The 25092-nt window shown below is 76.5% G+C and carries 24 protein-coding genes and 1 pseudogene; 15 read left to right on the forward strand and 10 right to left on the reverse strand.

Annotated elements, in window-relative coordinates:
• The first annotated feature begins 108 nt into the window (after positions 1–108).
• The 4 genes from JD79_RS20860 (at position 109) to JD79_RS20875 (ending at position 4124) form a co-directional block, all read left to right on the forward strand.
• Positions 109–1140, forward strand: coding sequence for a LacI family DNA-binding transcriptional regulator (locus tag JD79_RS20860; RefSeq protein ID WP_211308086.1), 1032 nt, complete (start codon positions 109–111; stop codon positions 1138–1140).
• The gene (locus JD79_RS20865) at positions 1137–1910 is read left to right on the forward strand and encodes a (Fe-S)-binding protein (RefSeq protein WP_110007067.1); all 774 of its coding nucleotides are present in this window, start codon (positions 1137–1139) and stop codon (positions 1908–1910) included. The genes JD79_RS20860 and JD79_RS20865 overlap by 4 nt, the downstream gene beginning before the upstream one ends.
• A gap of 11 nt (positions 1911–1921) precedes the next feature.
• Positions 1922–3430, forward strand: coding sequence for a LutB/LldF family L-lactate oxidation iron-sulfur protein (locus JD79_RS20870; protein WP_110007068.1), 1509 nt, complete (start codon positions 1922–1924; stop codon positions 3428–3430).
• A gap of 73 nt (positions 3431–3503) precedes the next feature.
• Positions 3504–4124, forward strand: a complete 621-nt coding sequence (locus JD79_RS20875; RefSeq protein ID WP_110007069.1) for a LutC/YkgG family protein — start codon at positions 3504–3506, stop codon at positions 4122–4124.
• A gap of 66 nt (positions 4125–4190) precedes the next feature.
• Here JD79_RS20875 and JD79_RS20880 read toward each other — a convergent pair whose 3' ends face one another.
• Positions 4191–4544, reverse strand: a complete 354-nt coding sequence (locus JD79_RS20880) for a thioredoxin family protein (RefSeq protein ID WP_110007070.1) — start codon at positions 4542–4544, stop codon at positions 4191–4193.
• A gap of 185 nt (positions 4545–4729) precedes the next feature.
• Between JD79_RS20880 and JD79_RS20885 the strand changes: the two genes are divergently transcribed.
• Entirely contained in the window at positions 4730–6028 is a 1299-nt protein-coding gene (locus tag JD79_RS20885) for a PP2C family protein-serine/threonine phosphatase (protein WP_170149297.1), read from the forward strand.
• Between the two features lie 34 nt (positions 6029–6062).
• Here JD79_RS20885 and JD79_RS20890 read toward each other — a convergent pair whose 3' ends face one another.
• Positions 6063–6920, reverse strand: a complete 858-nt coding sequence (locus tag JD79_RS20890; RefSeq protein WP_110007072.1) for a patatin-like phospholipase family protein — start codon at positions 6918–6920, stop codon at positions 6063–6065.
• 1 nt (position 6921) lies between these two features.
• Positions 6922–7050 (reverse strand): hypothetical protein, encoded by a 129-nt coding sequence (locus tag JD79_RS24345; protein WP_281270336.1) that lies wholly within the window; start codon positions 7048–7050, stop codon positions 6922–6924.
• 271 nt (positions 7051–7321) lie between these two features.
• Here JD79_RS24345 and JD79_RS20895 point away from each other — a divergent pair, with 271 nt between their 5' ends.
• From JD79_RS20895 to JD79_RS20910, 4 genes are all read left to right on the forward strand, one after another.
• Positions 7322–9241: an alpha-amylase family protein gene (locus JD79_RS20895; protein ID WP_110007933.1), complete on the forward strand. Its 1920-nt coding sequence runs from the start codon at positions 7322–7324 to the stop codon at positions 9239–9241.
• Positions 9242–9270: 29 nt separating this feature from the next.
• Positions 9271–10209 (forward strand): alpha/beta hydrolase, encoded by a 939-nt coding sequence (locus JD79_RS20900; protein WP_110007073.1) that lies wholly within the window; start codon positions 9271–9273, stop codon positions 10207–10209.
• An 89-nt stretch (positions 10210–10298) separates the two neighbouring features.
• Positions 10299–11792, forward strand: coding sequence for a GGDEF domain-containing protein (locus JD79_RS24350; RefSeq protein WP_110007074.1), 1494 nt, complete (start codon positions 10299–10301; stop codon positions 11790–11792).
• A gap of 68 nt (positions 11793–11860) precedes the next feature.
• Positions 11861–12568, forward strand: a complete 708-nt coding sequence (locus tag JD79_RS20910; protein WP_110007075.1) for a class I SAM-dependent methyltransferase — start codon at positions 11861–11863, stop codon at positions 12566–12568.
• 76 nt (positions 12569–12644) lie between these two features.
• On the opposite strand, the gene amaB is transcribed toward JD79_RS20910, so the two are convergent.
• From amaB to JD79_RS20925, 3 genes are all read right to left on the reverse strand, one after another.
• Complete coding sequence (gene amaB, locus JD79_RS20915; protein ID WP_110007076.1) at positions 12645–14174, reverse strand: L-piperidine-6-carboxylate dehydrogenase; 1530 nt, start codon at positions 14172–14174, stop codon at positions 12645–12647.
• An 85-nt stretch (positions 14175–14259) separates the two neighbouring features.
• Positions 14260–15426 carry an NAD(P)/FAD-dependent oxidoreductase gene (locus JD79_RS20920; protein ID WP_211308087.1) on the reverse strand — a complete coding sequence of 389 codons (1167 nt, stop codon included), beginning with the start codon at positions 15424–15426 and terminating at the stop codon, positions 14260–14262.
• An 88-nt stretch (positions 15427–15514) separates the two neighbouring features.
• Positions 15515–16351, reverse strand: coding sequence for an HpcH/HpaI aldolase/citrate lyase family protein (locus JD79_RS20925; RefSeq protein ID WP_110007077.1), 837 nt, complete (start codon positions 16349–16351; stop codon positions 15515–15517).
• 134 nt (positions 16352–16485) lie between these two features.
• Between JD79_RS20925 and JD79_RS20930 the strand changes: the two genes are divergently transcribed.
• Together JD79_RS20930 and JD79_RS20935 are read left to right on the forward strand one after the other, a co-directional pair.
• On the forward strand, positions 16486–17085 hold the full coding sequence (locus tag JD79_RS20930; RefSeq protein ID WP_110007078.1) for a TetR/AcrR family transcriptional regulator: 600 nt from the start codon (positions 16486–16488) through the stop codon (positions 17083–17085).
• A 6-nt stretch (positions 17086–17091) separates the two neighbouring features.
• Positions 17092–19284 carry an MMPL family transporter gene (locus tag JD79_RS20935; RefSeq protein WP_110007079.1) on the forward strand — a complete coding sequence of 731 codons (2193 nt, stop codon included), beginning with the start codon at positions 17092–17094 and terminating at the stop codon, positions 19282–19284.
• A 78-nt stretch (positions 19285–19362) separates the two neighbouring features.
• Here the strand turns inward: JD79_RS20935 and JD79_RS20940 are convergent, their stop codons facing one another.
• Both JD79_RS20940 and JD79_RS20945 read right to left on the reverse strand, forming a co-directional pair.
• Positions 19363–19941, reverse strand: coding sequence for a DUF4865 family protein (locus tag JD79_RS20940; protein WP_110007080.1), 579 nt, complete (start codon positions 19939–19941; stop codon positions 19363–19365).
• Positions 19942–19964: 23 nt separating this feature from the next.
• A complete protein-coding gene (locus JD79_RS20945) occupies positions 19965–20528 on the reverse strand; it encodes a TetR/AcrR family transcriptional regulator (protein ID WP_110007081.1) in 564 nt (187 codons plus the stop codon).
• A gap of 49 nt (positions 20529–20577) precedes the next feature.
• On the opposite strand from JD79_RS20945, the gene JD79_RS20950 reads away from it, so the two are divergent.
• The gene (locus JD79_RS20950) at positions 20578–21423 is read left to right on the forward strand and encodes a PhzF family phenazine biosynthesis protein (protein WP_110007082.1); all 846 of its coding nucleotides are present in this window, start codon (positions 20578–20580) and stop codon (positions 21421–21423) included.
• A 284-nt stretch (positions 21424–21707) separates the two neighbouring features.
• Here JD79_RS20950 and JD79_RS24595 read toward each other — a convergent pair.
• Positions 21708–21806, reverse strand: a pseudogene (locus JD79_RS24595) (ANTAR domain-containing protein); the annotation flags it as partial.
• A 278-nt stretch (positions 21807–22084) separates the two neighbouring features.
• Between JD79_RS24595 and JD79_RS20960 the strand changes: the two are divergent.
• Positions 22085–22597, forward strand: coding sequence for an ATP-binding protein (locus JD79_RS20960; protein ID WP_110007083.1), 513 nt, complete (start codon positions 22085–22087; stop codon positions 22595–22597).
• Here the strand turns inward: JD79_RS20960 and JD79_RS20965 are convergent.
• Positions 22594–23718, reverse strand: a complete 1125-nt coding sequence (locus tag JD79_RS20965) for a trans-sulfuration enzyme family protein (RefSeq protein WP_211308088.1) — start codon at positions 23716–23718, stop codon at positions 22594–22596. The two genes, JD79_RS20960 and JD79_RS20965, sit on opposite strands and share 4 nt — an antisense overlap.
• Before the next feature lie 67 nt (positions 23719–23785).
• On the opposite strand from JD79_RS20965, the gene JD79_RS20970 reads away from it, so the two are divergent.
• Both JD79_RS20970 and JD79_RS20975 read left to right on the forward strand, forming a co-directional pair.
• Entirely contained in the window at positions 23786–24376 is a 591-nt protein-coding gene (locus tag JD79_RS20970) for a helix-turn-helix domain-containing protein (RefSeq protein WP_110007084.1), read from the forward strand.
• The gene (locus tag JD79_RS20975; protein ID WP_110007085.1) at positions 24373–25092 is read left to right on the forward strand and encodes a B3/B4 domain-containing protein; all 720 of its coding nucleotides are present in this window, start codon (positions 24373–24375) and stop codon (positions 25090–25092) included. Before JD79_RS20970 ends, JD79_RS20975 begins: the two co-directional genes overlap by 4 nt.

Genomic DNA, 25092 nt, shown 5'->3' on the forward strand with positions numbered 1-25092 from the left:
CCGGATCCACGTCCCGCACTGGTCGTTGACACGTTTCAGTCCAGGGGCGACCATCGGTCCCGCGACGGTGTCCCCCGTCACCACCCCGCCCCTGCCGAGGAGGACGCCGTGCCCGCGAGCATCCGCGACGTCGCCGAGCACGCCGGCGTCTCGGTCGGGACGGTGAGCAACGTCCTCAACCGCCCCGAGGTGGTCAGCGGGCCGACGCGCGAGCGGGTCCTCGACGCCATCGCCGCCCTGGGCTTCGTCCGCAACGAGTCGGCCCGCCACCTGCGCGCCGGTCACAGCCGCACGATCGGCCTGGTGGTCCTCGACATCGCCAACCCGTTCTTCACCGACGTCGCCCGCGGCGTGGACGACGTCGTGGACCCGGCCGGCCTCGCGGTGATCCTGTGCAACTCCGACGACCGCCCGGAGAAGGAGTCCGCCCACCTCGACGTGCTCGCCGAGCAGCGCGTGCAGGGCGTGCTCATCACCCCGACCGCGGAGCTGTCGCCGCACCTGGAGTCGTTGCGGCGCCGAGGGATCCCGGTCGTGCTGGTCGACCGGCGCGCGCCCGGCCCCGACCAGTGCGCCGTCGCCGTCGACGACGTCCTCGGGGGCCGGCTGGCCGCCGAGCACCTGATCGAGCGCGGGCACCGGCGGATCGCGTTCATCGGCGGCGCGTCGGGCCTGCCCCAGGTGCAGGAGCGGCACGCCGGCGTCGCCGCCGCCGTCCGGGAGGCCACCGGGGACGGCGACGCGCTGCTGGTCCTCTCCCCCGAGCACCTCACCGTCGCCGGCGGCCGCGAGGCCGCGGCCCGCATCGTCGGCCTGCCCGCCGCCCGCCGGCCCACCGCCGCGGTGTGCGCCAACGACCTGCTGGCCCTCGGCGTGCTCCAGGAGATGGTCCGCCAGGGCGTGCGGGTGCCCGAGGACTTCGCGATCGTCGGTTACGACGACATCGACTTCGCCGCGGCCGCCGCGGTGCCGCTGACCTCGGTGCGCAAGCCGCGCGCGGCGCTCGGGTCGCGCGCCGCCGAGCTGCTGCTGGACGAGGCGCGCGGCGAGGGGCACGCGCACGTGCAGGAGGTCTTCGAGCCCACGCTGGTGGTGCGCGAGTCGAGCATGGTCTTCCGGGACCGGGAGGGAGCCCAGTGAAGGTCGCGCTCTTCGCCACCTGCCTGGTGGACACGATCGTTCCGCAGGTCGCCCGGGCGACGGCGACGCTGCTGCAGCGGCTGGGCCACGAGGTGGTCGTGCCGCCGACGCAGGCCTGCTGCGGGCAGATGCACGTGAACACCGGCTACCGGCGCGAGGCGGTGCCGATCGTGGCCAACCACGTGCGCGCCTTCACCGCTGCCGAGGCGGTGGTGGCGCCGTCGGGGTCGTGCGTCGCCTCGATCCACCACCAGCAGGCGGCGGTCGCCCGCCGCGCCGGGGAGTCCGCCCTGGCCGACGAGGCCGAGGCGCTGGCCGCGCGCACGTACGAGCTGTCGCAGTTCCTCGTCGACGTCCTCGGGGTGGTCGACGTCGGCGCCTACTACCCGCACCGGGTCACCTACCACCCGACCTGCCACTCCCTGCGCCTCCTGCGGGTCGGCGACCGGCCGCTGCGGCTGCTGCGCGCCGTCCGCGGCCTCGACCTCGTCGAGCTGCCCGGCGCGGAGTCCTGCTGCGGCTTCGGCGGCACCTTCGCGGTCAAGAACGCCGACACCTCGACGGCGATGCTCACCGACAAGATGGCCGACGTGCTCTCCACGCACGCCGAGGTCTGCACCGCCGGCGACTCCTCCTGCCTGATGCACATCGGCGGCGGGCTGTCGCGGCTGCGCTCGGGGACGCGCACGGTGCACCTGGCCGAGATCCTCGCCTCGACGGAGGAGAACGTGTCCCCGACCCAGACCACCGCCCCCGCGGTCCCGGCTTGAGGGCGGCGCGAATGACCACCTCTGCCGACCCGACGCCGCTGGCTCCGGGCGCGCCCCGCTCCGGGACGACGTTCCTCGGCCTGCCGACCGCGCCCCGCGGGGTCGGCCACCTGCGCGGCACGCAGTCCTTCCCCGACGCCGCCCGCACGTCGTTGCGCGACGGGCAGCTGCGCGCCAACCTCGGCCGCGCCACGACGACGATCCGCGGCAAGCGCGCCGCCGTGGTCGCCGAGGTGCCGCACTGGGAGCAGCTGCGCCAGGCCGGGAAGGCGCTGAAGGCCGCCACCATGGCCCGCCTCGACGAGCACCTCGAGGAGCTCGAGCGGCAGGTCACCGCGCGCGGCGGCACCGTGCACTGGGCCCGCGACGCCGCCGAGGCCAACCGCATCGTCACCGAGCTGGTCCGGGCCACCGGCAGCGACGAGGTGGTCAAGGTCAAGTCGATGGCCACCCAGGAGATCGGCCTGAACGAGGCGCTCGAGGCGGCCGGCATCGAGGCGGTCGAGACCGACCTCGCCGAGCTGATCGTGCAGCTGGGCGAGGACTCCCCCAGCCACATCCTCGTGCCGGCCATCCACAAGAACCGCTCGGAGATCCGCGAGATCTTCCGGCGCACGATCCCCGGCGTCGACCCCGGCCTCACCGACGAGCCCCGGCAGCTGGCGATGGCCGCCCGCACGCACCTGCGCGAGCGGTTCCTGCGCGCCCGGGTCGCCGTCAGCGGGGCCAACTTCGCCGTCGCCGAGACCGGCACGCTGGCGGTGGTCGAGAGCGAGGGCAACGGCCGGATGTGCCTGACGCTGCCGCAGACGCTCGTCACCGTCATGGGCATCGAGAAGGTCGTGCCGCGCTGGGAGGACCTCGGCGTCTTCCTGCAGCTGCTCCCCCGCTCCTCCACCGGCGAGCGGATGAACCCCTACACGTCGCTGTGGGCCGGCGTCACCCCCGGCGACGGGCCGCAGGACTTCCACCTGGTGCTGCTCGACAACGGGCGGACGGCGGTGCTCGCCGACGAGGTGGGACGCGAGGCGCTGCACTGCATCCGGTGCTCGGCCTGCCTCAACGTGTGCCCGGTGTACGAGCGCGCCGGCGGGCACGCCTACGGCTCGGTGTACCCCGGCCCGATCGGCGCGGTGCTGTCCCCGCAGCTCACCGGCGTCGAGGACAACGCGTCGCTGCCGTACGCGTCGTCGCTGTGCGGCGCCTGCTACGACGTCTGCCCGGTGGCCATCGACATCCCCTCGATCCTCGTGCACCTGCGCGCCGAGCACGTGGAGGCGCAGCCGCGGCCCACCGCCGAGGCGGTCGCCTTCCGCGGGCTGTCCCGGGTGATGAGCAACCCGCGGCTCTGGCACCTCGCCCAGCGCGCCGCCGGGCTCGGCCGCTTCCTCGCCCGCGGGAGGCCGACGCTGCCGGCCGCGCTGCCGCCGCCGGCCAGCGCCTGGACCCGCACCCGTGACCTGCCCACCCCGCCCGGGAGGTCGTTCGTGCAGCAGTGGACGGAGGAGCACCGCAGGTGAGCGAGCCCGCGAGCTCACCGGTGGACGGGGCAGTGCCGCGAACGCGGCCGACGAGCGCCGGCGAGGAGGTCACGTGAGCGCCCGCGAGGAGGTGCTCGGCCGCATCCGCACGGCGCTCGGCGAGCACCGTCCGGTCGTCGACGTCCCGCCGGTGCCGGCACCCCGGTCGCTGGCTCCTGCCGAGCTGCTCGACCTGCTCGCCGAGCGCGTCGAGGACTACCGCGCCACGGTGCTGCGCTGCGCGCCCGACGAGGTCCCCGCGACCGTCGTCCGCGGCCTGGACCTGGCGCTCGGCGGCGGCTGGGCGCCCGCCGACGTCGTCGTCGCGCCCGGCGTGCCGGCGGCCTGGCGGCCGTCCGGGTCTCCGGAGGACGACGGCCGGCCCGCCGTGCGGCTGGCCGCCTTCGCCGCGACGCTGACCGGCGTGGCGGCGGCGGTGGCCGAGACCGGCACCCTCGTCCTCGACGGCTCGCCGCTGTCGGGCCGCCGGGCGCTGTCGCTGCTGCCCGACGTGCTGGTGTGCGTCGTCGAGGCCGCCCAGGTGGTCCCCGACGTGCCCGACGCGCTGGGCCGGCTCGACCCGGTCGCCCCGCTGACGATGGTCAGCGGCCCCTCGGCGACGTCGGACATCGAGCTGCAGCGCGTCGAGGGCGTGCACGGCCCCCGGACGCTGGTCGTCGTCCTCGCCGGCTGAGCGCCCGCCGTCGGTCTGCCGTCGTCTCGCGCAGCCGGAGGCAGCCGCACGTCGGCACCCGGCGGCTCAGAGGGGCTCGGGGTACTGCGCGACCACCGCGGGCATGTCAAGCACACGGACGGTGGCGATGAGCAGGTCGACCGAGTCCTCCGGCAGCCAGCCGGGCTCGGCGAACACCAGCACGCCGTCGCGGTAGACCATCAGCGTGGGCGCCGAGCGCACCCCGAGCTCCGCGGCCAGCGCCACCTCCGCGTCGGCGTCGACCGCGGCGAAGGTCACGTCCGGGTGCCGCGCGGCGACGGCGTCGAGGACCGCGCTGAACGCGCGGCTCGAGCCCGACCGCGACGAGCGGACGTCGACCAGCACGATCCCCTGGGCCGACACCGTCGACGCGAACCCGGCTGCGGTGAGCGTCCTCATGCGCACCTCCCGTCCGCCGACCAGTGTGACGCGGACGACGACGCACCGTGGGCCCGCAGCGGTCCGGTCCGTCGGGCGAGGGGCGCCCGGCCCCCGCTGCGCCGCCGACCTGCAGGTCGGCGGGTGAGGGCTGCCGTACGCTCCGTACCCGGCGCCCGGAGCGAGGGGGCCGGGACGGAGCCGGAGTGAGTGGACCCAGGGAGGACGGGGCCGTCGACGTCGAGCGCGACCGCTACCGCTACCTCGCCGAGGTCACCGAGTCCCTGACGCAGAGCCTGGACACCGGTACCGCCGCCGACCAGCTCGCCCGCCTGGTGGTCCCGCGCCTGGCCGACTGGGCGACCGTCACCGTCCTCGCCGGGGACGGCGCACCGGGCAGCTCCGCCCGCGCCCACCGCGACCCCGAGCGCCTCGTCGACGTCGACACCTACCTGGCCGGCCGGATCACCGCACCGCGCGACACCGAGGCCGTCGCGATGGTCATGCACTCCGGCGAGCCGGTGCACCTGCGCGGCATCGAGCCCGACCTCGGGCCGGAGTCGCTGCCCGAGGGCCCGGTGCGCGCTGCCTGGGAGCGGCTGGACCCCCGGTCGAGCCTGTTCGTGCCGCTCCAGGCCCGCGGCACGGCCTTCGGCGTGCTGTCGCTGGTGCGCTGCGGCGACCGGCCGCCGGCCGGGCCCGACGACGTCGCCCTCGCCGTCGAGGTCGCCCGCCGCGGCGCGCTGGCACTGGACAACGCCCGGCTCTACGGCCGGCAGCTGCGCGTCGCCGAGACGCTGCAGCACAGCCTGCTCACCCCGCCGTCGCAGCCCCCGGGCCTCCAGGTCGCCGTCCGCTACCGGCCCGCCGTCTCGCAGGACCTCGTCGGCGGCGACTGGTACGACGCCTTCGACCGGCCCGACGGCGCGACCGTGCTGGTCATCGGCGACGTCGCCGGGCACGGGGTCGAGGCCGCCGCGGCGATGGCGCAGCTGCGCAGCGCCGTCCGGACGCTGGCCTACGACTCCCCCGACGGCCCGGCGGGAACGCTGGACCGGGTCGACCGCGTGCTCGCCGGCCTGCACGTGGGCACGCTGGCGACGGCGCTGGTGGGGCACCTGCTGCCCCGGGCCGACGGCGCGCCGGGCTCCCTGCTGCGCTGGTCGTCGGCCGGCCACCTGCCGCCCCTGGTGCTCGGCACCGACGACCGGGTGCGGCTGCTGGAGACCCCGCCCGAGCGGCTGCTGGGCGCCGACGAGCTCGCGGTGCGCAGCGACCACGAGACGGTCCTCTGCCCGGGCGAGACGCTGGTGCTGGTCACCGACGGGCTGGTCGAGGTCGGCCGGCGGGGCATCGACGAGGGGCTGGCGGCGGCCGCGGACGCGCTGTCCGGGCTCGCCGCGCTGTCCCCCGACGCGCTGTGCGACCGGCTCCTCACCCGGGTGCTCCCCGAGCGCACCGACGACGACGTCGCCGTCCTCGCCGTCCGCGTCCTCGGCGCCTGACACCTCCTCCACGCCGCGGGCCGACCACGCGCCCTCAGCCCCAGGCGGCCCGGACCTCCTCGGCCACCCGCTCGCCCTGGGCGCGGCCGGCGCGGGCGCAGGGCTCGCGGGTGGCGGGGTCGAGCGGGTTGGTGCCGAAGGCCCGCACCGCGGTCTCGTCGGCGAGCACCAGGTGCGCCTCGCCCGCGCCGCGCAGGGTGGCCATCTCGTCGTCCAGCGAGGGCCCGAGCGGGCTGCCGGCGGTCCCGGCCATCGGCGCGACGACGAGCACCGTGTCGCAGCCGGCGGCGAGGTCGGCGTTGGTGACCGAGCGCATGCCGCCGTCCATGAACCGGCGCCCGCCGATGGTGATCGGCGGGTAGACGCCGGGCACCGCGCACGACGCGGCGACGGCCTCGAGCAGCGGGAAGCCGGTGTCACGGTCGACGGCGAGGAACTCCCCGTCGGCGGTGTCGACGACGGTGACCACGAGCCGCCGGCCGGGCCACTCCGGCGTCCCGATGCGCGCGCCGATGACCCCGAGCCGCTCCGACTCCGGCATCGTCCGCCCCCGCAGCGCGAGCGCGCCGATCCGGGCGCGCGCCTCCTGCTGCCCCGTCGCGCCGGCCAGCGCCGCGGCGAAGGAGGCGAAGAACGCGGCGCCGTCGAACGGCACGGCCCGCTCGGTGGGCGGCACCGGGCCGAGCTGCGCGGCGTAGAGCTCCTCGAGGTCGGCGCCGGTGCGCAGGAGCGTGCCCACGATCGAGCCGGCCGAGGTGCCCACCACCAGGTCGGCGTCGCGGACGTGCACGCCGGAGGCGGCCAGCCCGGAGAGCAGGCCGATCTCCCACGCGATCCCGGCGATGCCACCGCCCCCCAGGACGAGTGCCCTGCTGCGGCCGGGGGAGCTCACCTCAGGACCCCGGGACGCCGGCGCCGGCGGCCGGCGCGGGCGCGGTGACGTGGCCGGACCCGTCGGAGGCGGGGAACGGGACGACGTCGGCGCCGTCCTCGTGCCGGACGGGCAGCAGGTCGCTGGACATGGACGTCAGTCTGCGGTCCCAGCCCCGGCCGCGCCGCAGGTGGCCCGGATCGGGGCCGGGCCGGCCCGATGGCGGGGGCCTCGGCCGTGCCGGGGCGCCGACCAGCACGATCGAGCCTCCCCCTCCCGAGGACCGGTGCGGCGTGGGGCCGTGACGGTGTTCCCACCCCGGTCTCGTCGGGTGTGCACCGCGTGCGGGGCCCTAGGGTCGACGCCGTGGAGCGGGGAACGCGGCAGTCCTCCCGGCCGGGGACGGAGGAGACGTGACGGGCATGCCAGCGGGGCTGGCCGACGAGGCGACCGCGGCGCTCGGGGAGGACGAGGCCGACGCCTTCCTCGCGCGGGCCGGCCTGGTCCTGCCCGACGTCGTCGCGGCCCTGGAGCGCCTCTACGGCGACCGGGCCGGCGACCTGCTCGGCAGGGCGCTGCGCACCGCCCTGCAGGCCGCCGCCGAGCGGCCCGCGGCCCTGCGCCGGCTCGACCGCCGCCGCGAGATCGACCCCGCCTGGTTCCAGTCGCCGCGGGTGCAGGGCTACGTCTGCTACGTCGACCGCTTCTGCGGCACCCTGCGTGAGCTGCCCGCCAAGCTCGACCACCTCGAGGCGCTGGGCACCACCTACCTGCACCTCATGCCGCTGCTGCGCCCGCGGGAGGGCGAGAACGACGGCGGCTACGCGGTGGCCGACTACCGCGCCGTCGACCCGCGGCTGGGCACGATGGCCGACCTCGAGGCGGTGGCCGGCGCGCTGCACGAGCGCGGCATGAGCCTGTGCATCGACCTGGTCCTCAACCACACCGCCCGGGAGCACCGGTGGGCGCGCGGCTGGCTGGCCGGCGACCCGGCGTACGCCGGCTTCTACACGGCGTTCCCCGACCGGCGGCTGCCCGACGCCTACGACGCCACCATCCCCGAGGTCTTCCCCGACCGGGCGCCGGGCTCGTTCAGCTGGGTGCCCGAGGCGCTCGGCGGTGCCGGCGGCTGGGTGTGGACGACGTTCTGGCCCTACCAGTGGGACCTCGACTACACCAACCCCGAGGTGACGCTGGCGGTGCTCGGCGAGATCACCTGGCTGGCCAACCGCGGCGTCGACGTCTTCCGCATGGACGCCGTCCCGTTCCTGTGGAAGCGGATCGGCACCAACGGCCAGAACCTGCCCGAGGCGCACGTCCTGCTGCAGCTGCTGCACGCGCTGACCCGGCTGGCCGCCCCCGGGGTGGTGTTCAAGGCCGAGGCGATCGTCGCCCCCGACGACCTCGTGCAGTACCTCGGCGCCCACGAGCGGTACCGGCCCGAGTGCGAGCTGGCCTACCACAACCAGCTCATGGTGCTGCTGTGGAGCAGCCTGGCGACCGGCGACGCCCGGCTGGCCCGCCAGGCGCTCGGCCGCATGCGGCCGATCCCGCCGACGACGACCTGGTGCACCTACGTGCGCGGGCACGACGACATCGGCTGGGCGGTCACCGACACCGACGCCGGAGCCCTCGGCCTCGACGGCGCCGCCCACCGCCGGTTCCTCAACGACTTCTACTCCGGCCGCTTCCCCGGCTCGTTCGCCCGCGGCGCGCTGTTCCAGGAGAACGAGGCCACCGGCGACGCGCGGATCTCGGGGACGACGGCGTCGCTGTGCGGCATCGAGGACGCCCTCGACCGCGGCGACGACGCCGCGCTGGAGGCGGCCCTGCGCCGGCTGGGGCTGCTGTACGCGGTCGCCTACGGCTTCGGCGGGATCCCGCTGCTGTACTCCGGCGACGAGCTGGCGCAGCGCAACGACACCGGCTACCTCGCCGACCCCGCGCTCGAACCCGACAACCGCTGGATGCACCGCCCGCCGCTGGACTGGGCCGCCGCCGCCCGCGCCGGCGACCCGCGGAGCCTCGAGGGCCGGGTGACGGCGCTGCTGCGCGGGCTGGCCGAGGCGCGGCGGGGGCAGCCCGCCCTCGCCGGCGGCACGGAGTCCGAGGTGGTGGACGCCGGCAGCGACGCCGTCCTGGTGTGGCGCCGCCGGCACCCGCGCAGCGGCACCCTCGTCGGGCTGGCCAACGTGAGCGCACGGCCGCAGACCGTGGACGCCGACACCGTCACCGGCTTCGGCACGTACCCCTGCGTCGCCGGCAGCGACGGCCCCCTGCCGGTCGAGGACGGCCGGCTCGTCGTCCCCGGGCTCGGCTGGGCCTGGTACGCCCAACCCTGACCCACTGCACAGGAGGACACGTGGCACGGATGGACCTGCGGGTGCGGGTGCTCGGCCGGCTGCTGCGCCCCGCGTCGATCGCGTCGATGGACGACGAGCGGCTCCGGAAGGCGCAGTCGCGGTCGGTCCCGCACAACCCCGTGACCGACCTGCTGCTCGGCGGCGTGGCCCGCGGCGTGCGGCTCACCGACGGCACGGCCCGCGGCGAGACCGGCGACGTCCCCGTGCGCACCTACCGGCCGGAGGGCGCGACCGGGCCGCCGCCGCTGGTCGTCAACTTCCACGGCGGCGGGTGGACGCTGGGGAACCTCGACTCGGCCGACTGGCTGTGCAGCAGCGTGGCGGCCACGGTCGGCGCCGTCGTCGTCTCGGTCGACTACCGGCTGGCGCCGGGTCACCGCTGGCCGGCCGCGGCGGAGGACTGCTACGCCGCGACGGTCGACGTCGTGGCGCGGGCGGAGGAGTTCGGCGCCGACGGGAGCCGGGTCGCGGTGATGGGCGACAGCGCCGGGGGCAACCTGGCCGCCGTCGTGTGCCTGCTGGCCCGTGAGCGCTCCGGCCCCCGGATCGCGCACCAGGGGCTGGTGTACCCGTCGGTGGACCTCACCATGAGCAGCCCCTCGATCGACGAGAACGCCGCGGCGCCGATCCTGACCAAGGCCGACTGCCTCGCCTTCCGCGACCACTACCTCGGCGGCCAGGACCCGCACCACCCGCACGCGTCACCGCTGTTCGCCGCTGACCACTCCGGCCTGCCGCCGGCGTTGGTGCAGGTGGCCGAGCACGACCCGATCCGCGACGACGGCGTGCGCTACGCCGGTGTGCTGCGCGACGCCGGCGTGCCGGTGCGTTCCACCGAGTACGTCGGCATGCCGCACGGGTTCCTCGCCTTCCCGCGGCTGTGCCGCTCGGCGCCGCAGGCCCTGGCCGAGCTCTGCGCGGAGCAGTCGGCAGCGTTCGCGTCCTGAGACGCGCGGCTCACCCCGACGGGTCATCTCCCCGGCGGCGCCGGGCGCCGATCAGGAGGAGGACACCCCGTCGGCGAGAGGAGCACGCCATGCCCCGGACCACGTCCCGGCACCTCGGTGTGCTCCTGGTCGTCGTCTGCACGACCGGGACGCTCGCCACCGCGCTGCTGCCCGCTGCCGCCGCGGTGCTCGTCTCCGACCTCACCCAGGCGCTGGCCGCCGCCTCCGCGGCCGCGGCCACCGCCCGGCACGCCACCTGGTCCACCGGCCTGCGGCTGCGGGCGGCCTGGGTCCTGCTGTCGGCGGCCTGCGCGTGCTGGTTCGCCGGCCAGACGTACTGGGCCGTCCTGTCGGCGCGGGGCGAGGAGCCCTTCCCGTCCCTGGCCGACCTCGGTTTCCTCGGCTTCGCGGTGCTCTCGGTGCTGGCCCTGCTCGTGCACCCGGCCGGCGGCGGGCGCACCGGCCTCTGGCAGCGCTGCCTCGACGCGGTGATGACCGCGGGCGCCGTCGGCCTGGTGAGCTGGCAGACGGCGCTGGGCGCGGTCCTGCGGGAGGACGCCGGGCACGACGTCGCCGTCCGGCTGCTGCTCGCCGCCTACCCGGTCAGCGACGTCGCCCTGGTCGTGCTCGCCGTCCTGCTGGTCACCCGCACGCCCGGCGACCGGCGGCCGCTGAACCTCGTCGCCGCCGGCGTCACCGCGATGGCGGTCGCCGACAGCGCGTTCACCTACCTCTCGGCCACCAGCGCCTACGACGGCGGCACCGCCGACGCCGGCTGGACGCTCGCCTTCGTGCTGCTCGCCGTCGCCGGGCTGTGCCGTCCCGCCGCCCCGGCCGCCGCCGCTCCCGACCGGACCGGCCGCCGGACCAGCGCCGCGGCGTCGCTGCTGCCCTACGTGCCGGTCTCCCTCGCGCTCGGTGTCGCGCTCGCGCGCACCCTCACCGGCACCACCCTCGGCCGCGGCGAGGAGGTCGCGGTCGCGGTCGTCATCGCCGCGCTGCTCGCCCGCCAGTACGGGACGGTGCGGGAGAACGTGCGGCTCGCCGACGACCTCGCCGCCCGCGAGGCGCAGCTGCGGCACCTGGCCTTCTCCGATCCGCTCACGGGCCTGGCCAACCGGTCGCTGTTCCTGGACCGGCTCGAGCACGCCCTCGTGCTGCACGCCCGGGACATGCGACCGGTGGCCGTCGTCTTCCTCGACCTCGACGACTTCAAGTCGGTCAACGACACCCTCGGCCACGCTGCGGGCGACGAGCTGCTGCTGCGGGTCGCCGAGAGGCTGACCGGCGCGCTGCGCGGCGGCGACACGGTCGCCCGGCTCGGTGGCGACGAGTTCGCCGCGCTGCTCGAGGACGGCGGGGACCCGATCGGGGCCGCCGCCCGCGTCACCGCCGCGATGGACGTGCCGTTCAGCGTGGCCGGCCGCAGCCGCGCGGTGGGCGCGAGCACCGGCGTGGTCGCACTCGCCGCCGGCGACGCCGCGGTGGGCGCCGACGAGCTCATGGCCCGCGCCGACGCCGCGATGTACTCGGCCAAGCGCGCCGGCAAGGGCCGCGTCGTGCACCACGGCGCCCCCGCCTGACGTCCGCCCGTCCGCCCCCGCCGCACGGACAGCGGGCGCCGACCCCGGACGGGTGACAGGCTGGACCGGTGACCGACGTCGTACGCCGGGACGGGCGTCGCACCCCCGCCGTCCGCAGCTACCAGGGGCACGGGATCCACGCGGCCCCGGGCGTCCACGAGTACGCCGCCGCCCTGGCCCGGTCGCTGCTCCCCGACGGCGGCCGGGTGCTCGAGGTCGGCTCCGGCTGCGGTGCGCTGGCGCTGCGGATGCGCGACGCCGGCATCGACGTCGTCCCCACCGACCTCGACCCGCCGCACGACTGGATCGCCCGCCTCGACCTCGACGACCCCGAGTGGACCGACGACACCCGCGGCCCGTTCGACCTGGTGGTCTGCGTGGAGACGCTCGAGCACGTGGAGAACCCGCGGCAGGTGCTGCGCTCCGTCCGCGGGCTGCTGCGCCCGGGCGGCCGGCTGCTGGTGAGCACGCCCAACGTCACGCACCCGCACTCGCGGCTGCTCACGCTGCTGCGCGGCGCGCCGTACGTCTTCGGCCCTCGGCTCTACCACTCCCCCGGGCACATCACGCTGCTGCCGGACTGGATGCTCACCGAGCACGTGCGCCTGGCCGGCTTCGACGACGTCGAGGTCACCACGGCCGGGGACACGTTCTACCGCGGGCCGATGCGCGTGGCCTATCGGGCGGAGATGGCCGCGCTGTGGCTGCTCGGCATCCGCCAGCGCGCCACCTCCGGCGACGGCGTCTGCACCTTCCTCACCGCCACCGCCGTCTGAGGCGCCCGACGGTGTGCGCCGGGGCCGCGTTCCAGCGGAGGGAACCCGGCGCCGGCGCACACCGTTACGGCGGCGGTCAGATGGGGAACTCGACGCCCTGCGCGAGCGGCAGCTCCCCGGAGAAGTTGATCGTGTTGGTCGCGCGGCGCATGTAGCCCTTCCACGCGTCGGACCCGGACTCCCGGCCGCCGCCGGTGTGCTTCTCACCGCCGAACGCGCCGCCGATCTCGGCACCCGAGGTGCCGATGTTGACGTTGGCGATGCCGCAGTCGGAGCCGTCGGCGGCGAGGAACCGCTCGGCCTCGGCCTGGTCGGAGGTGAAGATGCTCGACGACAGCCCCTGGGGGACGTCGTTGTTGAGGGCCACCGCCTCCTCCAGCGTCCGGTAGGGCAGCACGTAGAGGATCGGCGCGAAGGTCTCCTGCCGGACGATGTCGGTCTGCCCGGGCATCCGGACCAGCGCCGGCTCGGCGTACCAGGCGTCCGGCGCCTCGTCGGCCAGCCGCCGCCCGCCGCCGACGAGCACCTCCCCGCCCTGCTGGCGCGCCGCCTCGAGCGCGTCCTGCATCGCCTTGTACGCGGCGTCGTGGACCAGCGGTCCGACCAGCGTGCCGGCCTGCAGCGGCGAGCCGATGGGCAGCCGGCGGTAGGCGGCGGTGACCCGCTCGGTCAGGGCGTCGACGACGTCGACGTGCGCGATCAGCCGGCGCATCGTGGTGCAGCGCTGCCCGGCGGTGCCGGCGGCGGAGAAGACGATGCCGCGGGTGGCCAGGTCGAGGTCGGCCGACGGCGTGACGATCGCGGCGTTGTTGCCGCCGAGCTCGAGCAGCGACCGGCCGAAGCGGTCGGCGACCCGCGGCCCGACCAGCCGGCCCATGCGGGTGGAGCCGGTCGCGCTGAGCAGGGCCACGCCGGGCGAGGCGACCAGCGCCTCGCCGACGTCGGCGCCGCCGAGCACCACCTGGCTGAGCCCCGCGGGCGCGCCGGTCTCGGCGATGGCCCGGTCCAGCAGCGCGGCGGACGCGAGCGCCGACAGCGGCGCGAGCTCCGAGGGCTTCCACACGACCGGGTCGCCGCACACCAGCGCTATCGCGGTGTTCCACGACCACACCGCGACCGGGAAGTTGAAGGCGCTGATGACACCGACGACGCCGAGCGGGTGCCAGGTCTCCATCAGCCGGTGGCCGGGGCGCTCGGAGCTGATCGTCCGGCCGTAGAGCTGCCGCGAGAGCCCGACGGCGAACTCGCAGATGTCGATCATCTCCTGGACCTCACCGGCCGCCTCGGAGGTGATCTTGCCGACCTCGATGCTGACCAGGGTGGCGAGGTCGGCCTTGTGCTCGCGCAGCAGCTCGCCGAGGCGGCGCACCAGCGCGCCGCGCACCGGCGCGGGGACCGTGCGCCAGGTCCGGAACGCCTCCCCGGCCCGCGCGACGGCGGCCTCGACGTCGGCCGCGGTGTCCCGCCGGACGGAGGCGACCCGCCGGCCGTTCACCGGCGAGACGACGGCGTCGTCGCCCGCGACGGCGTCGAGGTCGACGCCGCAGCGGGTCGCGGCCTCCGCCGCCAGGCGGGCGAGGTCCTCGGCGGTGGGCAGGGTGGTCACAGACGGACTCCTCGGGAGTGACGGTGGGCGGCCCCTGTGCAGGGACCCGCCGCGAGCGTGCGAGCGATGGGGGGCACAGGGGTCCTTACACGACGTTGAGCTCGGGGCGTACTCCCGCACCCGAGAACCTACGGACGTCGAAGACGGACACGTCGACGAACGGCTCCACCCCGAGGACCAGGTCGCGCACGACCTCGCCGACGGCCGGGCCCATGAGGAACCCGTGGCCGGAGAAGCCGGTGGCGTAGAGGAAGCCCTCGACGCCGGCGGCGCGGCCGATGAGCGCGTTGTGGTCGGGCGTCATCTCGTAGAGGCCGGCCCACCCGCCGGCCACGCCGACTCCGGCCAGCGCGGGGGCGCGCCGCTCGATCGCCGCGGCCAGCCGGGGCAGCCACGCGTCGGATCGGGTGAGCCGGAAGCCGGGCGTCTCGTCGGGGTCGGACATGCCCATGAGCAGGCCCCGCCCCTCGCGGTGGAAGTAGAACGAGGTGTCGAAGTCGATGGTGAACGGCGTGTGCGGGTCCAGGCCCGGGACCGGCTCGGTGACCAGCACCTGGCGGCGCAGCGGGCTGACCGGCAGGTCCACCCCCGCCCAGGCGCCGACCTCCGCTGACCAGGCGCCCGCGGCGCAGACCACCGTGTCGGTGCGGATCGTCCCGGCCGCGGTGTGCACCGCGGTGACCCGCCCACCGTCGACGTCGATGCCCGTGGCCGCGCACTGCGGCAGGAGCGTGGCCCCGGCCCGCCGGGCGGCCGACGCGTAGCCCAGCACCACCGACTCCGGCGTGCAGTGCCCGTCGGTCGGCGAGAACGCGGCGGCGAGCAGTCCCTCGGGGTCGGCCAGCGGGGACAGCCGGGTCGCCTCGGCGACGTCGAGCATCCGGCTGGGCACGCCGAGGGAGTTCTGCACCGCGACGGCGGCCTCGAAGTCGGCCACCGCCTGCGGTGTCGACAGCAGGAACAGGTAGCCGACCGGCGCGAAGTCGATCTCCTGCCCGAAGCGGGCCGGGAAGTCGCGGAAGGTCTCCAGGCTGCGCGCGCCCAGGGCGACGTTCACCGGGTCGGAGAACATCGCCCGCACCCCGCCGGCCGCCTTGCAGGTCGAGCCGGCGCCGAGCGCGTCCCGGTCGAGCAGGACGACGTCGGGCACGCCGGCGCGCGCCAGCTCGTACGCGGTGGCCAGCCCCACCACCCCGCCGCCGACCACCACGACGGACGCCGAGGCGGGCACCTGGCGCGACGACCGGGTCACCGGGGACCTCCTGCACGGACGGGGACGGGCCCCCATCCTGCGTCCTCCGGGGCCCCCGGCACCACGCCCCGGCGCAGCGCGCCGCGGATCAGGCCGGCTCGACGCCGAAGGTCTGCGCCAGCCGCTCGATCTTGCGGGCCCGGCCAAGCCGCGGCTTGTCGCTGCCGTCGCGGATGACCTGGCCGCGGGCCTCGAAGTCGGCGAGGAAGGACCGCGCCCACGCGACGTCGGACGGCGCGGGGCTGATGACCTCGTTGATGACCGGCGCCTGGTCGGGGTCGAGGCAGAGCTTGCCGGTGAGCCCGAGGGAGACGGTGACCGCCGACTGCTCGCGCAGCACCGGGTGGCTGGTGCTCACCGTCGGGCCGTCGATCGGGCCGGGCAGGCCGCCGATCCGGCTGGCCACGACCAGGCGCGAGCGCGGGTAGGCCATGGCCAGGTCGTCGGCACTGGTGCCGGTGTCCCGGCGGTAGTCGCCGCTGCCGAAGGCGAGCCGGAACGCGCCGCGCGCCCGGGCGACGTTGACCGCCTCCTCGATGCCGAGCGCGGACTCCACGAGCGCGAGCACCGGGGTGGCGCCGCCGAGCCGGTCGAAGGTCTCGGTCACGTGCTCGCCGGCCTCGGTCTTGGCCAGCATCACGCCGGCCAGCCCGGGCAGGCCCGCGAGCGCGGCGACGTCGTCCTCCCACCACGTCGTCGAGCGGTCGTTGATCCGCACCCAGGCGGGGCGGGCGGCGTCGCCGAGCCAGGCGACGACGCCGTCGCGGGCCTCGTCCTTGTGCGCCGGGTCGACGGCGTCCTCGATGTCGAGGACCACCTGGTCGGCGCGCGAGGCGTACCGCTCGTCGAACAGATCCGGGCGCGCGCCGTTCACCAGCAGCCAGGAGCGCGCGTCGGCCGGCCCGACCCTCCGTCGTGTCGTCATGACGTCATCCTCGCCCGCGTCCGGCCGCGCCCCGCGGTGCGACTCCCGGCCAGCGGCACGCTGTGAGCGAGGGCACGCCGACCACTTCGGGTGGTCGGCCGACCGGATCGGTCGGTCGGCCGTACCGTGGTGCCGTGGCGCGACCGTTCCGGCAGCAGATCGACGAGGGCATCCTCGACCGCGCCGCCGCCCTGTTCGCCCGCCGCGGCTTCGCCAAGACGTCGGTGCAGGACGTCGCCGACGCCGTCGGGCTGTCCAAGGCCGGGCTGCTGCACCACTACCCCAGCAAGGACGCCCTGCACGAGGCGGTGCTCGGTCAGGCGGAGACGCTCGGCAAGCGGGTCCTCGAGCAGGTCGAGCACCTCCCGCTGGGCGCGGCGCGCGACCGCCGGGCCGTCGAGGTCCTGGTCGACGTCGCCCTCGCCCACCCCGGCGTCGTCGCGCTCCTGCTGGCCCCGGCCACCCAGGGCGAGCCGGGTGCCGACGGGTCGCTGACCGAGGGGGCCGGCGCCCTGGCGCTGGCCGCCTTCGGCGTCGACCCGGAGAGCACCGACCCCGAGCGGTGCGTCCGGGTGGTCGGTGCCCTGGGCGCGCTCGCCGTCCTCACCCTCGCCGCCCGCCAGGCGGACCTGACCCTCGCGTGGCGGCCCTTCGTCGTCGGCACGTGCTTCGACGCGCTCGGCCACCGCCGTCCGCGCGCGACCCCTCCCGCCCCTCCCACTCGTGAGGCCTGATCGTCCATGGCAGTCCTGTTGTCCCGTCTCGGGACGTTCTCCGCACGGCACCGGTTCGCCGTCCTCGCCGTGTGGCTCCTCGTCCTCGTGGCCGGCGGCGCCGGCGCGGTCACGCTCTCCGGTGAGACGTCGACCAGCTTCTCCATCCCGGGGCAGGAGTCCACGACCGCGCTGGAGCGGATCGGCGAGGAGTTCGGCGACGTCGCCGGCGGGGTGAGCGCGCGGGTCGTCGTCGCCGCTCCCGAGGGCGGCACGCTGACCACCCCGGAGAACGCCGCCGCGGTGACCGGGCTGGCCGGCACCCTGGCCGAGCTCCCCGGCGTCGTCTCGGCCACCGACCCCCTGGACCCGGCCGCGCCGTCGGTCAACCGGGACCTCACCACCGGCTACAGCACCGTCACCTACGACGCCGAGGCCGGCGGGGTGACTCCCGAGCAGCAGGACGCGCTGCTGGAGGCCGTCGACGACGCCCGCGACAGCGGGCTGACCGTCGAGGTCACCGGCCAGGCGATCGAGGAGGTGCCGGCCGTCGGCGGCCCGTCGGAGGCCATCGGCGTCGTCGTCGCCCTGGTCGTCCTGGCCGTCACCTACGGCGCCCTCGTCGTGGCCGGCATGAACCTGCTGACCGCGCTCGTGGGCGTGGGCGTCGGCGTCCTCGGCATCACCATCGCCACCGGCTTCACCGACCTGTCCTCCACCACGCCGATCCTCGCCGCGATGCTCGGCCTGGCCGTCGGCATCGACTACACGCTGTTCATCGTCACGAGGCACCGGCAGGAGCTGGCGCGCGGCGCCGAGGTCCGCCGGTCGATCGGCCTGGCGGTCGGCACCGCCGGGTCGGCCGTGGTGACCGCCGGTCTCACCGTCGTCATCGCCCTGGCCGGCCTGTTCGTCGCCGGCATCCCGTTCCTGACCCAGATGGGCCTGGCCGCCGCGGCCACGATCGTCGTCGCCGTGCTGGTGGCGCTCACGCTGGTGCCGGCGGTGCTGTCGCTCCTCGGGCACCGGGTCCTCCCCCGCAGGCGCCGCGCCGCGGCCGTCGCCGCCCCGGCGGGGGCACCCGCGCCGGCGCGCGGCCGGGGCTTCCTCCCCGGCTGGGCGGCCACCGTCAGCCGGCACCGCGTGGTGTCCCTGCTGCTGGCGATCGTCGCCCTGGGCGTCGTCGCGATCCCGGTCGCCTCGATGCGGACGACGCTGATCCAGACGCCCGGCGAGGGCACCACCCAGGCCCGCGCCGACGCGCTGCTGGCCGAGGGCTTCGGCGAGGGCTTCAACGGCCCGATCACCGTGCTGTTCGAGGGCGACGGGGCCGCCGAGGCCGCCGCGCGGGCCGCGGGCACCGTGAGCGGCCTCGACGACGTCGCTCTGGTGGCGCCGCCCGTCCCGGACGCCGACGGCACCGCCGCACTGCTCAACGTGATCCCGCAGTCCGGCCCGGCCACCGAGGCCACCGAGCAGCTGGTCGCCGACCTGCGCGCGCAGCTGGGCGACCTCGACGGCGTCGAGGCCTCGGTGACCGGCCAGACGGCGGTGAGCGTCGACGTCGCGCAGAGCCTGGACGCCGCGCTGCCGGTGTACCTGCTGCTCGTCGTCGGGCTGGCGCTGGTCCTGCTGGTGCTGGTCTTCCGGTCGCTGCTGGTGCCGCTGGTCGGCGTCCTCGGCTTCCTGCTGACCATCGGCGCCTCGCTCGGCGCCACGGTGGCGGTGTTCCAGTGGGGCTGGCTGGCCGACGTGGTCAACCTCGACACGACCGGCCCGCTGCTGAGCCTCACGCCGATCCTGGTGATCGGCATCCTGTTCGGCCTGGCGATGGACTACCAGGTGTTCCTGGTGTCGCGCATGCACGAGGCGCACACCGACGGCGCCGCGCCGCTGGACGCGATCCGCACCGGGTTCCGGCAGGCCGCACCGGTCGTCGTCGCCGCCGCGCTGATCATGTTCTCGGTGTTCGCCGGGTTCGTGCCGGCCGGTGAGCCGACGATCAAGTCGATCGCCTTCGCGCTGGCGATCGGCATCCTGTTCGACGCCTTCGTCGTCCGGATGGTGCTGGTGCCCGCGGCGCTGGCGCTGCTCGGCGAGCGGGCCTGGTGGCTGCCGCGCTGGCTGCGCTGGCTCCCGGCGGTCGACGTCGAGGGCGCGGCGCTGGAGAAGGACCACGGTGCCGTCCGCGAGCCGGAGCTGGTCGGCGACCCGCGCTGACCTCCGCACCCCACCCGGCCCGCCTCCCCTCCCGGGGAGGCGGGCCGTGGTGTGTCCGGGGTCCTCAGCCGGCGGGCGTCACCAGAGCCGGCCCCTCCTGAGCTGCTCCAGGCAGGGCGTGCTCGCGTGCAGGACGTCGAAGGCGGTCGCGCCGGCCGGCACCTGCTCCGGCTCGGAGGTCCAGAGCGTGAAGCGCGCGAGCTCCCACCGCGCGGGGTCGACGGCCACGGCACGGCTGTGCCAGCCGTCGCCGGCGGGGGCGGGCGCCCGCAGCTCCTCGGCCACCGCCTCCCCCGGCGGGACGTCGTCGGGCAGCGCGACCAGCTCGCGGGTGGCGAACCCCGGGGCGCCGGCCGCCGGGCCGCGCTCGAACGCCGCACCGATCCAGTGCCGGACCGGCGGGCGGCCGAAGTCCGCGGTGATGGCGCGGAACGGGCCGTAGAGGAAGGCGTCGAGCCCGGCGGGGTCGCGCCACAGGTAGAAGGGCGCGTAGGCGTTGACCGGCGACCCGTACCTGCCCCTCCGGCGCACGGCGTAGGCCTTGAGCCCCAGGTGCGGGAAGTCGTCGGTGGCCGCGCCCCGGGTGGCGACCCGGTGCTCGATCACCCCCATGTCGTAGTCGGCCGGCAGGGTGATCTCGTACTGCACCACGTGCACGTCGTCTCCGTCCTCGGGTGGGCTCAGCGGGCCAGGGCGGCGAGCAGCGCGACGGCGCCCTCGGTCGCCTCCGCGAACGGCTCGGGGCGCCCGGCGGAGCGGGCCAGGACGTAGCCGCCCTGGACGGTCGCGACGAGGGCGGCCGCCACGGCCGCCGGGTCGACGTCGGCCCGCAGCTCCCCCGCCTGCTGCCCCTCCGCCACGACCTCGGCCAGGCGGCCGCGCAGCCAGGTGAAGGTCGTCTCCAGCGGCGCGCGCAGCTCCGGGTCGGCGACCAGGTCGGGGTCCTGGGCGTGCCGGCCGACCGGGCAGCCGCGCAGCACCTGCCGCTCGCGGCGCAGGTAGCCGGTGAGCCGGTCGAGTGCCGTTCCCCCGCCGCCCAGCAGCACCTCGGCGCCGGCGCGCTCCCGGTCGGCCGTGCGCTGCAGCGCGGTGCGCGCGAGGTCGGCCTTGCCGGTGAAGTGGTGGTACATGCTGCCCTGGCCGGCGCCGGCGCGGTCCTGGATGGCCCGGGGGCTCGTGCCGACGTAGCCCCGCTCCCACAGCAGGTCCTGCGCGGCCTCGACCAGTCGCTCCCGGGCGTTCACCCCTGCTACTGTACACACCAGTAGGTACAAAGCAGTGACAGGAGGCCCGATGCCCGCTCCCGAGGTCCTGCGGTACGTCGCGTTCAGCGACGACCCGTCCGGTGGGAACCCGGCCGGCGTCGTCCTGGACGCCACCGGCCTGACCGACGACGAGATGCTGGCCATCGCCGCCGACGTCGGGTTCTCCGAGACGGCGTTCCTCCTCCCCCGCCCCGACGGGCTGGACGCGCGCTACTTCAGCCCGCTGGCCGAGGTCAGCTTCTGCGGCCACGCGACGATCGCCACCGCCGTCGCCGCCGCCGAGCGCGGCGGCGCCGGCACCCTGCACCTGCGCACCCGGGCCGGCGACGTGCCGGTGCGCACCGAGAGGTCCGCCGACGGCGCCTGGACGGCGACCCTCACCAGCGTGCCGCCGCGCACCGTGCCGCTGGACGACGGCGACCTGCGCGACCTGCTGGCACTGCTGCGGCTGTCGGCCGACGACCTCGACCCCGCGCTGCCGCCCCGCGTCGCCTACGCGGGCGCCTGGCACCCGGTGCTGGCGCTGGCCTCCCGGGAGCGGCTCGCCGTCCTCGACTACGACGTGGCCGGCCTCGGGCGCCTGATGGCCGACCGCGACTGGACGACGGTCGCGCTCGTGTGGCGCCAGGACGCGGCCACCTTCTCCGCCCGCAACCCGTTCCCGCCCGGCGGCGTGGTGGAGGACCCGGCCACCGGTGCCGCGGCCGCCGCGCTCGGCGGCTACCTGCGCGAGGGCGGGCACGTCGCGGTGCCGGCCCGGCTCACCGTCCTGCAGGGCGCGGACATGGGCCGGCCGAGCACGCTGACGGTCTCCGTCCCGGCCGGGACCGGCGGCATCGAGGTCAGCGGCACCGCCGTCGTCATCCCGGGCTGACCACCGACCCCCCGGTGGTACGGGAGGACACCCGCTCCGGGCGGGCGGGGGCGGCCCCGCCGCCCCCGTTCTGGAGCGACGGGGCCTGACCGCCGGGGTCTCCCGGGAGACGCCGGCGGCTGCCCAGGAGTGTCGCTGCGCGTCCGGTCCCGGGCGACCGGACGCCGGCGCAGGGCACGGCTGCGCGGCACGACGACGGGCAGCTCCCCGGTGCGCACCGGGTCGTCGGCGGTGTCGGGGACCTCCCGGGTGGCGTGGGCCGACGCCCGGGCCGGCAGCTGGAACGCCTGGCCGGGGCGCAGCTCGTGGCGCTCGACGAGCACGCCCTTCGCCTGGTCGACCACCGCCCGGCTCGCCAGCGCGGCCTGCAGGCCGTGGGCCATCCCGCGGGCAGCCCGGCAGGCGTGCAGGTCGCCGACCGCGACCTCACCTCCGCGGTCAGGCCGGCCACGGTCTGCCGCAGGCGCTCCGTCGACAGGTCCCGCAGGGACGGCCGGCCCCGTCGCCTCCGGCGCTCGTCCGCGGCCCACGCGGGTCGACCGCCCACCGGGCCGCACCGCGGCCCTGCGCGTAGCGTTCCCGGCAGGCGGCCCCCACGGGCCCCGGGCGAGGACACGAGGGCCCGAGTCGAACACCCGGTTCGGACCGTGGAAGTCGGCCGATGACCGCGTCGCCGTGGGCCCACCGGGCACCGCCGGTCAGGGACACGCGGTCCGGCCTCGTGGGGCGGTGGAGCCCGGGGACGCTGGCGGAGCTGACCCTGTCCCGGCACGCGCTCGGCGTCGCCCTGCGCGGCGGCGCCCGGCCGGCCACCGCCGCCGAGGGTGCGGTGCAGCGGCTGCTGCTGGCCTTCGAGGAACTGACGTCGAACGCGCTGCGGCACGGCCGTCTCCCCGTGGAGGTCACGGTCACCCGGACGGGGCGGTCCTGGCTGCTCGAGGTCAGCGACGCCGCCGGCGACCACGCGCCGACGCCGGCGGCCGACCGCGACCCCGCCCTCGGCGGCCTGGGCCTGCCCCTCGTCGCCAGGATCTCCGCCGCCCACGGCTGGACCGTGGTCGGGGGCCGCAAGGTGGTGTGGGCCAGTCTGGACCTCACCCGCCCCGAGGCCTCGGACGCACCGCGGGACCCGCGGCCGCAGGGCAGGAGCGACCGGCGCCGGCCGGCACGCTAGCCCTGCACAGCACCGTCCAGCGCGGCGGCGAGGTCGGCCCAGAGGTCCTCGACGTGCTCGCAGCCGACGCTGAGCCGGACCAGGCCCGCCGGGACGTGCTCCTGGCCGGGGAGCTTCGCCCGCCGCTCGATGGTCGACTCGACTCCCCCGACGCTGGTCGCCGAGGCGATGACCCGGACGCCCGCGCACACGGCGTCGGCGGTGTCGGCGTCCCCGACCTCGAAGGCCAGCACGGTCCCCGGCCCGCGCATCTGCCGGGCGGCGACGGCGGAGTGCGGATCGCCGGGCAGCCCCGGGTAGCGCACCCGGCCGACCGCGGGGTGCGCCTCCAGCCGGCGGGCGAGCTCGCCGGCCGACCCCTGGGCCTGGCGCAGCCGCACGGCGAGGGTGCGGGCGCCGCGCAGGGCCAGGTAGGCCTCGAGCGCGCCGGGCGTGGCACCGGCGACCTCCCGGCGGCGGACCACCCGCTCGCGGTCCTCCTCGCGACTGCACACCACGACGCCGAGGAGCAGGTCGGAGTGCCCGCCGATGGACTTGGTCGCGCTGTGCACGACGAAGTCCGCGCCGAGGGCCAGCGGGTTCTGCAGCAGCGGGGTGGCGAAGGTGTTGTCCACCGCGACCAGCGCACCGGCTGCGGCGGCGATCCCCGCGATGTCGACGACGTCGAGCAGCGGGTTGCTCGGGGTCTCCAGCCACACCAGGTCGGCGTCGCGGACGGCGGCGGCGAGCCCGTCGGCGTCCGCCACGTCGACGGTGCGCACCGTCCAGCGGCCGCCGGCTGCCGCACCGTCCGCGAGCAGGGCCCGCAGGCCGGGATAGCTGTCCCGGGGGACGACCACGCGAGCACCGACGGGCAGCAGCTCGAGGACCGCGGCGATGGCGGCCATGCCCGAGGAGAAGCACACCGCCGGGCCGCCCTCCAGGTCGCCGATCAGCTCCTCGAGCGACTCCCACCCGGGTGTGCCGTCGTCGCGGGAGTACTCCCGTCCCCCCGTCCCGCCGCCGGCGGCCCGGAAGGTCGACGCCGGGACGATCGGGACGTTCAGCGGCTGACCCGGGCCCGCGGGACGGCCCAGCACCGCCAGCCGTGTCTCCACCCGCAGCCCCGTCGTGTCCCGCACGGCGACCCCCTCACTCCTCGATGCAGTATGTTGCACTTCGGAGAGCAGCGTACGGGAGAGGAGCGGGATGACGCAGGCCCCCGCGGTCAACGAGCTGATCGGCGCACGCGTCCGGCAGCACCGGACCGCCCGCGGCTGGACCCTCGACGAGCTGGCCGACCGCTCCGGGGTCAGCCGCCGCATGGTGATCACCATCGAGCACGGCGAGGGCAACCCGAGCATCGCCACCCTGCTGCGGATCAGCGACGCCCTCGGCGTCGGGCTGCCGGTCCTGGTCGACGTCGAGCGTCCGCGTGCGGTGACCGTGACGGCGGCCGGGCGGGCGCCGGTGCTGTGGCGGGGTCCGGGCGGCGGTCAGGCACTGCTGGTCGCCGGCACCGAGCCGCCCGACGTCGTCGAGCTGTGGGACTGGACGCTGCAGCCCGGGGAGGCGCACACCAGCGAGGCGCACAGCGCCGGCACCCGCGAGCTGCTGCTGGTCCTGGCGGGCGTCGTGGACCTCCGCGTCGGCGACCGGACCGACCGACTGCAGACCGGCGACTCGGCGGCCTTCGCCGGCGACGTCGCGCACGGCTACGCCACCCCGGCCGAGGCGGCCGCGTCCGCCCGCTTCGCGCTCACCGTGTTCCAGCCCCACGTCACCGGAGGCCGACCGTGACCGATCCCCAGGCGTGGCTCCGCGCCGCCACCGTCGACGACGCGGTGTCCGCGCTGCGACCGGACTACCGCGCGCTGCTGCTGACCGCCGACGGCCTGCGCGGCGGCGCGAGCGACGCGACCAGCGAGCGCGTCCTCACGGCCGCCGAGGCCACCGCCCGGGAGCGGCTCGGCGGCCAGCGGCCCGAGGAGCTGCCGCACCTCGCGGCGTGGCGGGAGGCCTACCGGGCCTTCGGCGCCAAGCCGCAGCGCACCCGCCCCAGCGTCGAGGCGCTCCTGCGCCGGCTGGAGCCGGACGGGCTGCCGCGCATCGACCGGATCACCGACGTCTACAACGCCGTCTCCGTCGCGCACCTGCTGCCGCTGGGCGGGGAGGACCGCTCCGCCTACGCCGGACCGCCGCGGCTGGTGCGCGCCGACGGCACCGAGCCGTTCGACACCACCGCCGGCGGCGCGGCCGTCGTCGAGCACCCCGAGCCCGGGGAGGTGGTCTGGCGGGACGACGCCGGCGTCACCTGCCGCCGCTGGAACTGGCGCCAGGGCGTCCGCACCCGCATCACGACCGCCACCACCAGCGCGCTGTTCGTCCTCGACGTCCTGGACCCGATGACCGACGACGCCGCGCACGCCGCGGCCGACGCCCTCACCGAGGGCCTGCTCGCGCTCACCCCGGACGCCGTCGTCCACCGGCGAGTGCTCGGCGGCCGGCCGGACTGA

The organism is Geodermatophilus normandii, assembly GCF_003182485.1.
In the GTDB taxonomy this organism is placed as follows: Bacteria; Actinomycetota; Actinomycetes; order Mycobacteriales; family Geodermatophilaceae; genus Geodermatophilus; species Geodermatophilus normandii.